This is a genomic window from Cupriavidus sp. 8B, from assembly GCF_054589115.1.
The window spans coordinates 1-257 of record NZ_BAAILO010000597.1; the positions used below are offsets into that span (position 1 = coordinate 1).

The following is a 257-nucleotide window of genomic DNA, read 5'->3' on the forward strand; positions in this document are numbered from 1 at the left end:
GCGCTGGGCCTGGGCATGGCCTCCAAGGTGGCGCTGGCGGTGGTGATGGTGTTCTTCGTGGTGTTCGGCAATGCCTTCCAGGGCGTGCGCGAGGCCGACCGCTACCTGATCGCCAATGCGCAGATCCTCGGCGCCTCCAAACGGCAACTGACTTTTGCCGTGGTGGTGCCGTCGGCATTGAGCTGGATCCTGGCCAGCCTGCACGTCAGCTTTGGCTTCGCGCTGGTCGGTGCCGTGGTGGGCGAGTTCCTGGGCTC

At 66.1% G+C, this 257-nt stretch carries 1 protein-coding gene; it reads left to right on the top strand.

All coding sequences use genetic code 11. The features are described 5' to 3' along the window. Nucleotides 1-257: ABC transporter permease subunit (locus ACYP5B_RS49815; RefSeq protein ID WP_459574856.1), on the top strand; the 257-nt coding region annotated here is incomplete at both ends.